This is a genomic window from Mycobacterium sp. TH-M25, assembly GCF_057473665.1.
In genome coordinates, this window is record NZ_JBYCLA010000355.1 from 1 (window position 1) to 3,883 (window position 3,883).

The 3,883-nt window shown below is 58.9% G+C and carries 3 protein-coding genes; 1 reads left to right on the forward strand and 2 read right to left on the reverse strand.

What is annotated here, in order from left to right; translation table 11 throughout:
• Positions 1–302 precede the first annotated feature (302 nt).
• Positions 303–1,247 carry a DUF6602 domain-containing protein gene (locus AC2VOU_RS11935; RefSeq protein ID WP_486957569.1) on the forward strand — a complete coding sequence of 315 codons (945 nt, stop codon included), beginning with the start codon at positions 303–305 and terminating at the stop codon, positions 1,245–1,247.
• Positions 1,248–2,083: 836 nt separating this feature from the next.
• Here the strand turns inward: AC2VOU_RS11935 and AC2VOU_RS11940 are convergent.
• Positions 2,084–2,719, reverse strand: coding sequence for a ribonuclease D (locus AC2VOU_RS11940; protein ID WP_486957570.1), 636 nt, complete (start codon positions 2,717–2,719; stop codon positions 2,084–2,086).
• Positions 2,712–3,521: a hypothetical protein gene (locus AC2VOU_RS11945; RefSeq protein WP_486957571.1), complete on the reverse strand. Its 810-nt coding sequence runs from the start codon at positions 3,519–3,521 to the stop codon at positions 2,712–2,714. The genes AC2VOU_RS11940 and AC2VOU_RS11945 overlap by 8 nt, the downstream gene beginning before the upstream one ends.
• Positions 3,522–3,883 lie beyond the last annotated feature (362 nt).

Below are 3,883 nucleotides of genomic sequence, written 5' to 3' on the forward strand. Positions count from 1 at the left end.
CCCAGGGGGGCGGCGAAACAGGACGGGGACCGGGAGGCAACCCACGCCCAACCCAGCGTGGCCATACCCCCCGAACGAAAACCGAAAATCTTCTTCGCTGCGGAAGTCGCGTTTGCATAAGGATTTCCGCTGTTCTCCCCTGATAAAGTAGCGTTTGCAAACGTTGACGTGTAGCAACGGATTCGCGTTGACTCGTCGAAACCGAATGCGGCGGTGGCGGATATTTCGGCGGCGATCGGGCCGGGTGGCAGTGAGCGGGACTCGCTGGTGGTGGCGGACCCAGACCTGGCTACGCTTGATGGATGCCCCACGAACACCACCAGTGGCTCGCCGATGTGAACGAGTCCGTCGTGGAGTCGTACGAGCGCGAGCAGGAGCAGGCGCGCGAGCGGAGACGTGTCCAGGAGACAGGTCACGGTGTGGAGTCCCGCTGGGACGAGATTCTGTCCGAGTGGCTGCCGCCGCAGTATGAGATTGCGAAGCGGAAGTACCTTCTACTCGAAACGGAGGATGGTCCAGCGCAGACGAAGGAAACCGACCTCGTCATCTTCAACCCGCACTATCCACAAAAGCTACGCAAGAAGCACCACGTGCTCGCATCGGGCGTCGTAGCCGCGTTCAGTTCTCGGCGGACGGTAGGCCGGGACGACATCAAGGAGGCGTATGAGGATGCGATAGTTCTTCGGCGAGGGATGCAGATACGGGATGCAACTAAAGAGAAGGATTACTTAGTACCCCCGGTCTTCTTTGGGCTTCTGGGCGAATCCCACGAGTGGAAGTCTCCCGGCAGCACCCCGAAAGAAAATATAAGGTCGGCGATAACTGATTTCGATCGCGATCTGATTATGGCTCCGCGCGAAGGACTTGACTTTATATGTGTTGCTGACCTTGGAGCTTGGAGCCGCTTGTCCATAGTCGTAACTGAGAGGTTTTTGCGAGAAAATCCACAAGTGGCTCCGTTTCTAGGGATGTTCGCCGGAACATCCGGTAACGAATCTCTCGTCGTGACCGGTCTTCGTCACGATTATGAACAACAAGATCTGTCCCCGCTGACCAACTTCATCGGCGCGCTGTGGGTAAAGCTGGCTATCAACGACCCGACACTTAAGCCCATTGCGGAGGGCCTTCGCATTACGAACACCACTGACGCACTGGGTAGCTTTCCGATGCGCTCATTCCGATTTGCCGACGTGGCTACTCCGGAGATCGCTGCTAGATACCGGAATCACGGGAACTACCACTACTGACCCCGACCCGCCGTTACATATCTAGCTGATCTACCTAGCGGCTCGTCGCCGAGATAGCCTATCTCCCAAGCTCTTCCATCGCAATGTTGACAGCGTGTCAAAGATGTGAGGTGGTGTTGGTACTAGAATGCGCCGACATCAGCGTCAGCGATCAAGGACGCGCAGAAGCGACCCGTAGATGAACGGTGTCATTCGGGTTTCGGTAACCTGCCTGCCTCTTGCGCCTCCCACTGCCTGGAGACGGTGTGGTATTTAGGGCTCAGTGTGATGTCCGTACCCTCCGCGCACTGGCCCAGGCATTCAGGAACAAAGACCGCGACCGCTTTCGTCGGACCCGTTCGGTAACCACCTGCGTACCACCAATCAACCTCTCCGCCGCAAGCGGGACATTTCCTCTCCCAGCTACGGTGGTCGATTCCTCATGTATTGCGGCATGGGCATAACCCTAGCCGTTCCCCAGCCGGAAATTAATGTCCATACTCGCTTGTGGGGAAGCCTTTTGCTGGCGCAGTCGCGCGGGTGACCCGTCATCCAGCCGTACCGCGCGCGTCCTCCTTCTGGTCCCCACGAGCGCCCGCTCATACCTGGTTCGAGGACCGTTGGGGCGATGTTGAGTGCTCGCATCGCGCCCTCCGGGTCCTGCCAGGTCATGCCGTCGATGCCGGCGAGCGCCGGAGCCGTGCACGGTCGCGCATCATTTGGGGATTCCTCGCAAACGCATTGTGGCGCAACGCTGCTTCGACCAGGCGGGCGCTGCCAAGGGGGAGGTCGCCGGTTTAGGCGCGCCCAACGCGGCCCTGGCAACTTTGATTTCGATGGACGTTGGTTCAGGCAGATCAATAAGCGAAGACGTCACCGCAACCGCGGATATCGGTTTCGACGCGAGTAGGTAGATACTCGAACGTCCGGTCGGCGATGTCCGCCACACCATTCGCTCGCGCCTCATCCATCAACGTATCGAGCAGCGGAATTAAGTACTCAACATCCCGCGCCGCATACGTCAGTTGCTCCGAAGTGATTGTGGCTGACAACCAGTTCGACGTCTGTTGGCTCTTGTCGAGCAGCACTCCAAGGAACCGTTCCAGAGTAGGTTTCAGGCTGTGTTCTGGGCCGTCCGCTTCCGGCCGAACAATCTTCGACAAGATCTTTGTACACGCCACGTTTCGTGCGCTGGCCTTCCACTGATACCGCATGAATCGAAGATCAAAAGGCGCGTGATGGAACACCTTTCGGACACGCTCGGACGTCAACAACTCCCGAAGTCTCTCGGGTTGGTGCCCGTTCACTCGGATTACCTGTGTCCCGATGCCGGGCACGTGTAGCTGGCAGGTGCCGATGCGATCAAACTGCCAATCAAGGCCGCTGGTCTCGATGTCCCAGGCCACGATCTCGGCGTCTCTGACGGCCGACTCGAAGTCAGAGGAAACGTCGCCCTCGACCAGTTCGACTTCGACTTCCGGGCTCTCAATCATCGCTCCCTGCCTCTCTTCTCGTGACGTCGGCCAATGCGACCGGCTCACTCTGATCTTCGATAGCCGCGAGATCGTCTTTGAAAAACTGGCGGAATGATCCTTGCCCGAACAGCAGAGTCGGCACGTCGCCGCGCCGGCGCCTATTCGCGTAGAGGGTCACGAGAACCTTGTCGTCAAAGTGATAGCAGGTATAGGTCGGATCACCTGCGCGGTAGTAGATACGGATATCGGCCGCGCAGGAGGTTCCCAGAGTCGCGAACTCCTGGGCCGTCTCGATGACGTTGTCTTGGATCTTCTGCGGCGTGGAGTCGTACCGTTGCGCTAGCACCCGCATTGTCCCGTCATCGAAGGGGTCCGGGAGGAACAGCCGCAGGGAGTTGCCTTTGTTGATGGCAAACTCCTCAATCTTTGGCCAATGCAGCTTGCGCCAGCTGCTGCCGTATGCAATGAAGACCGAGACGTGTTTCGAACTTTTGAACAGGTCGTCCCACGGGACGTCCGTCCATCTCATCGTCATGCGGTCAACACCCGCCGCGCTGACGTCGGCGGCGATCTTCGTTTTCTCAAGGACTTCGTTCATGAAGTCTCGCTTAGCTCTGAGGTCCCACAGGACGGCCAGTCCGCCTATCGTAATGAGCAGCCCGCCGACCTGGGTGGCCGTGGCCTGAAGGGCCTTATGGGAATCGAACCAGCTGACGTTGGACAGCCACATCAAACCGATTCCGGCGATAACGACGAGCGACGCGGCCAACGCCGTCCTGTAGGTGGTTAACGCCGCTGGTACGCCCTTGTCGTCGCTCACAGCCCCAGACCCACAAGCTTCACGAGGTTCAGGGTAGGCGGGCCAACCGACAAAACGGTGACGGCATGCCGACGGTCAGGGCCTGGACCTCGGAGCTTTCGCCTATCGTCAATCTACGATTCGAGCTCCCCCTGAGGTGACAAGGGCGCTTTTAGCGGCGTGCCGTCTTAACGGCACCAGTGCCTGCCGGCAAGGCTCACCACCGCGCTCGAACGACCACAGTTCGGTATGAGGCTGGTCGGGGCCTTGCAAGCTGCCGTGTTGGCCGATGAAACGGTGGCCACGTGTTAGGTGCCCGTTATTTCACGCATCTTGCACGGGCTTGTGTTTGTGCTGTTCAAAGGGTGCCCCCGGTAGGATTC